The organism is Paraconexibacter sp. (assembly GCF_059438195.1).
In genome coordinates, this window is the sequence record NZ_JBLKKY010000121.1 from 1 (window position 1) to 5,229 (window position 5,229).

A 5,229-nucleotide genomic window follows, 5' to 3' on the forward strand; every position below is an offset into this window, starting at 1 on the left:
CGCATCGCGCCCGCCGGGCCGGTGCTCGACATCGGCGCCGGCGACGGGACGCTCGTCGCCGCCATCCGCGCGACCGGCCGCGACGCGGTCGGCCTCGAGCGGGACGGGGGCGCACGCGGCGACCTCCGCGACGCGGCCGCGACCGACCTCGTCGCCGCGGGGGAGGAGGGCCGGTACGCCGCCGTCGTCCTCTGGCACGTCCTCGAGCACCTCCGCGAGCCCGCCGTCCAGCTCCGCGCCGCGATGCGCCTCCTCGCTCCGGGCGGCGTCCTCGTCGTCGCCGTGCCGAACGCGGCGAGCCTCCAGGCCCGCCTCTTCGGAGCGCGCTGGCTCGCCCTCGATCCGCCGCGCCACCTCGTCCACCTCACGCCCGCCGCGCTCCACGGCGCGATCGGCGACGCGGGCCTGCGCATCACCCGCACGAGCCAGCTCCGCGGCGGCCAGGTCCTCTTCGGCTGGCTGCACGGGCTCGTCGGGCTGCTCCCCGGCCGGCCCGACCTCTACGACGCGATCCGCCGCCCGCAGGCCCAGCAGGGACCGCCCCTCCGGGGCGCGCGCCGGGCCGCCGTGCTCGCCGCGGGAGCGGCCGCGCTTCCGCTCGCGATGGCCGGCGCCGCGGCCGAGGTGGCGGCGCGGCGGTCCGGGACCCTCTACGTTGAGGCGCGCCGATGACCGACCACGCACCTCCACCCGGCACGAAGATCACCGTCGTCATGCCGGCGCGCAACGCGGCGACGACCCTCGTGGAGACCGTCGGGGCGATCCCGCGGGACTGGGTCCACGAGATCCTCCTCGTCGACGACCACTCGTCCGACGAGACGATCGAGGTCGCCCAGCGCCTGGGGCTCCGCGTCATCTGGCACCCGCACAACGTCGGCTACGGCGGCAACCAGAAGACGTGCTACCTCGACGCCCTCAACCGCGGCGCGGACGTGGTCGTCATGCTCCACCCCGACGGGCAGTACGAGCCGCACCTCATCCCGGACATCGTCGAGCCGATCCTCCGCGGCGAGGCGGATCTCGTGCTCGGGTCGCGGCTGCTCGACCCGGAGGGCGCGATCGCGGGCGGGATGCCGCGCTGGAAGTACGCGGCGAACCGCTTCCTCACGATCATCGAGAACCGCGTCCTCGGGACCGACCTCGCCGAGTTCCACACCGGCTACCGCGCGTACTCGCGCGACATGCTCCTCGGGGTCCCCTTCCTGCGCAACCAGCTCGACTTCGTCTTCGACAGCGAGATGCTCTTCCAGGCGATCTCGCTCGGGTTCCGGGTCCGTGAGGTCCCCGTCCGCACGATCTACCACGAGGACGCCTCGTCGGTCGACTTCAAGGCGGGGGTCGTCTACGGGACGAAGACCCTCCGCGCGCTCGCGCGGCTCGTCCTGCACCGCAACGGCGTCTGGCGCTCGAAGCGCTACGAGCCCGTCGCGAAGCACGAGACGACGCCGATCCACGACACCGCCGACCCGCCGCACGAGCTCGAGGTCTGAGCGTGGGCGGGATCGTCACCGGCGAGCGGGTCACGACCCCCGAGGGCGGGTTCAACCCGACCTGGCAGCGGCACGTCGCCGCGTACCGGATGTGCGCCGCGCTGCTGCAGGGCGTGCCCGCCGATCGACCGGTCCTCGACGTCGGCTGCGGCGTCGGGCACAGCTTCCGCGAGCTCGCGCCGCGCACGACCGTCGGCGTCGACCTCGACGCGGGCGCGCTCGCGGGGCAGGACCGCGAGACCCACGTCGCCGACATGCGGGCGCTGCCCTTCGAGGACGCGTCCTTCGACGCCCTCGTCGCCGTCCAGTCGATCGAGCACGTCCCCGACGCCGGGCGCGCGCTCGCGGAGTTCGCGCGCGTGCTGCGACCGGGCGGGACCGCGATCCTCGTCACGCCGAACCGCCTCACGTTCGCGCGGCCGGACGAGATCATCGACCCGTACCACTACGTCGAGTACGACGCCGAGGAGCTGCGGACGGCCTGCGCGCCGCACTTCCCGGGCGGCGTCGAGATGCGGGGGCTCTTCGGCTCGGAGCGCTACCTCGCCCTCGTCGCGCGCGAGAAGGAGAAGCTCGACCGGCTCCTCGCCAAGGACCCGCTGCGGCTGCGGCGCCTCGTCCCGCGGCGCGCGCGGCAGGTCCTCTACGACCGCCGGCTCACGAGCGAGCGACGCCGGGATCCGGCGCCCGGTGCGGCGGACATCACGCCCGACGACTTCGAGTGGCGCGCCGACGGGCTCGACGCGGCGCTCGACGTCGTCGCGGTCTGCCGGCGCTGAGGACGGCCCGCCCGGCCCCGGGAGCGAGGTGTGTCGGAATGCACTCGGCGTCCGGGCTCATTCCGACGCACCTGGCCGCCGGGCGGGTGTCACCGGCCGAGCCGCAGCCAGTCCGTGAAGTCCGACCAGGTGCCCGACACGCGCCAGCCCGCCTCCTCGCAGGCGTGACGGACCGAGGCGCCCCATGCGGGCTCCCAGGCGAGGGTCCGGGCGAGGAGCCAGACGATCCCGGCGAGCGCGAGGAGCACGGCGAGGACGCCGAGGCCGACGATCGCGGCCGGGAGGTCGTCGGACCGCCCGGCGGCGAGCTCGGCCTGGGCGGCGCGGGTGATCGCGCCGTCCGCGGCCACCTCGGCCGGGACGGGTGCGGGGGCCGGCTGCGGCGTCTGCGGGGTGGGGGTCGCGGCCGCGGGGTCCGGGGTCGCCGGGGCCGGGGCCTCCGGCGTCGGGGCGGCGCCGCCCCCGCCGCCCGAGGGGGGCGCGGCCGGGGCCGCCGGAGCGGCCTCGCCCGAGGAGGAGCCGCCGGTGGCGGGCTCCTTCTCCTTCTTGCAGCCGCCCTTCCCGCGGGCCTCGATCGCGAGCGTGAGCGCCGCAGGGAAGTCCGGGGCGTACTGCTCGATGTCGGGCGGGACGTCGTCGCGGACCTCGTTGAGCTCCTTCGTCGTGAAGTCGCACGGGTCGATCTGCCCGTCGGCGGCGAAGTCCTTGAAGACGTCGTCGAACGTGTCGGCGGACGCGGGCGCCGCGCCGGCGAGGAGCGCGGTCGCCGCGAGGACGGCGACGAGACCGCGACGCGCCGCCGGGGGGGTGACCTGGAGGAGCACGAGCCGATGGTACCTTCGTTGCGCGTGGAGGCCGCAGCCACCCAGCCCACGCGCGTCCTCCGCGCGCTGCAGCCAGCGGGCGAAGCCGCCCGTCGTGAGGCCGTGCGCGACGGCCGCCTCGCGCAGATCGCCCTCGTCGTCATCGTCGGCTTCGCGATCTTCGAGAACGGCGCCAGCGGGCCCTCCGCGATCGCCTGGACGATCGGCCTCACCGCGCTGCTCGGGCTCCTGCTGGTCGCCCGCTCGCTCAGCCCGCAGTCGGCGGTGCCGCGCGTCGCGCCGGGGACGAAGGTCGCGCTCGGGCTCCTCGCCGCGTTCGCCGCGTGGAGCGGTCTCAGCGTCCTCTGGAGCGTCGATCCCGCCGGCACCTGGGAGGAGCTCAACCGCGCGATCCTCTACGTGCTCGTCGCCGCGATCGCCGCGGCGGCGACCTCGCTCGCCGGCGAGGACGGGCTGCGCCGGATGGGCCACGCGCTCCTCGTGCTCGTCACGGTCGTCGGCCTCTACGCGCTCGGCGGCAAGGTCGTGCCCGGCTTCACCGCTTTCGGGCTCATCGACCTCGACCACACGAGCGACCTCGCGCGCCTGCGCGGGCCGCTGGGCTACTGGAACGCCCTCGCGCTCGTCCTCGTCACCGGCTTGCCCTTCGCGCTGCGCATCGCCGTCGACGAGGCGCGGACGCGCCGCGTGCGCCTCGCCAGCGTGGCCTCGGCCTTCGTCCTCTTCACGGCGCTCTGCATGACGTACTCGCGCGGAGGCTTCCTCGCGCTCGCCGCCGCGCTCGTCGTCCTCACTGCGTTCGGCCCCGCGCGGCTGCGCGTGCTCATCGCCTTCGGCGCGGTGCTCGCCTGCGCCCTCCCCGGCGTCCTCTACGCGTTCGAGCAGCCCCGGCTCGTCGCCAACGGCGTCGAGCTCTCCGAGCGCATCGACGCCGGGCGCACGCTCGGCCTCGTCCTCCTCGCCTGCTTCGCCGCCCTCATGGGGGTCGCCTGGGGGCTGCTGCGCCTCGAGCCGCGGGTGCGGTGGAGCGCCGAGAGGACCCGCCGCGTCTTCCTCGTCGCGGGCGCGGTCGCCGCGGTCGCCGCCGTCGTCGCGGCCGGCGTCTTCTCGATCGAGGCGGGCGGGCCGCGCGCGGCGCTCGACGACGCGACCTCCTCGTTCACCGACCGCCAGCAGGACGACCAGTTCGACCCGGCGCGCGTCCTCACGACGAACTCCGGGAACCGGTGGATCTGGTGGGGCGAGGCGGCGGGGGCGTTCGCGGACCGGCCGTTCGGCGGGTGGGGCGCCGGGTCGTTCTCGGTCGTCCACAAGCTCTACCGGACGGACCAGCTCTCCGTCGCCCAGCCGCACTCGGTGCCGCTCCAGTTCCTCGCCGAGACGGGGATCATCGGCGGCCTCCTCGCCCTCGGCGCGATCGCCACGCTGCTCGGCATCGGGGTCCTCCGCCTCCGCGCGATGACCTTCGCCCAGCGGTCGCTCGCCGTGCCGCTGCTCGCCGCCGGGGTCGCGTGGGTCGTCCACGGCATCTTCGACTGGGACTGGTCGCTGCCCGGCGCGACGCTCCCGGCGATGGTCGCCCTCGGCGCGCTCACGGCGCTGCCGGCCGAGGGACGACCGCCTCGTGAGCGGACGATCGCCGCGGTCGGGGGCGGGGCGGCCGAGCCGACGCGTTGGGGGCTCGCCGCGGTCGCGACCGTCATCGCGGTCCTCGCGGCGGCGTCCGCCTTCCTGCCCGCTCGCGCCGATCGCGTCGCCGCGGACGCCGAGCGCATCGCCGGGGACGCCGACGGTGACGAGGAGGCGCTCGCGCGCGCGGCCGGCCGGGCCGAGCTCGCCGCGCGCCTCGACCCGCTCTCGCCGCGACCGCTCTTCGTCGCCGCCTCGATCGCGCAGGGGCGCGGGCGGCTTCTCGAGGCCCGCGAGCACCTCCTCGAGGCGGTCGACCGTCAGCCCTACAGCGCGGAGGCCTGGCTGCGGCTCTCGCAGGTCGCCCTCGCGCTCGCCGACTTCGAGGGCTTCGCCCTGGCGGCCCAGCGGGTCCTCGAGAACGATCCGTCGGCGGGGACGTCCGTCGGTCTCGTGAAGCGCGTCGAGGCGGCGCTCACGCCGCCGGGCGCGTCGGCGACCGCGACC

General features: G+C 76.0%; 5 protein-coding genes. 4 read left to right on the forward strand and 1 reads right to left on the reverse strand.

What is annotated here, in order from left to right:
* The 3 genes from ACME2J_RS21835 to ACME2J_RS21845 all read left to right on the forward strand — a co-directional run.
* Positions 1 to 672 (forward strand): class I SAM-dependent methyltransferase (locus ACME2J_RS21835; RefSeq protein ID WP_495547060.1); only part of this gene is annotated, 672 nt, incomplete at its 5' end.
* Entirely contained in the window at positions 669 to 1,490 is an 822-nt protein-coding gene (locus ACME2J_RS21840; RefSeq protein WP_495547061.1) for a glycosyltransferase family 2 protein, read from the forward strand. The genes ACME2J_RS21835 and ACME2J_RS21840, both read left to right, overlap by 4 nt.
* A gap of 2 nt (positions 1,491 to 1,492) precedes the next feature.
* Positions 1,493 to 2,269: a class I SAM-dependent methyltransferase gene (locus ACME2J_RS21845; RefSeq protein ID WP_495547062.1), complete on the forward strand. Its 777-nt coding sequence runs from the start codon at positions 1,493 to 1,495 to the stop codon at positions 2,267 to 2,269.
* An 89-nt stretch (positions 2,270 to 2,358) separates the two neighbouring features.
* On the opposite strand, the gene ACME2J_RS21850 is transcribed toward ACME2J_RS21845, so the two are convergent.
* Positions 2,359 to 3,093: a hypothetical protein gene (locus ACME2J_RS21850; RefSeq protein WP_495547063.1), complete on the reverse strand. Its 735-nt coding sequence runs from the start codon at positions 3,091 to 3,093 to the stop codon at positions 2,359 to 2,361.
* A gap of 24 nt (positions 3,094 to 3,117) precedes the next feature.
* Here ACME2J_RS21850 and ACME2J_RS21855 point away from each other — a divergent pair.
* Positions 3,118 to 5,229 (forward strand): O-antigen ligase family protein (locus tag ACME2J_RS21855; RefSeq protein WP_495547064.1); only part of this gene is annotated, 2,112 nt, incomplete at its 3' end.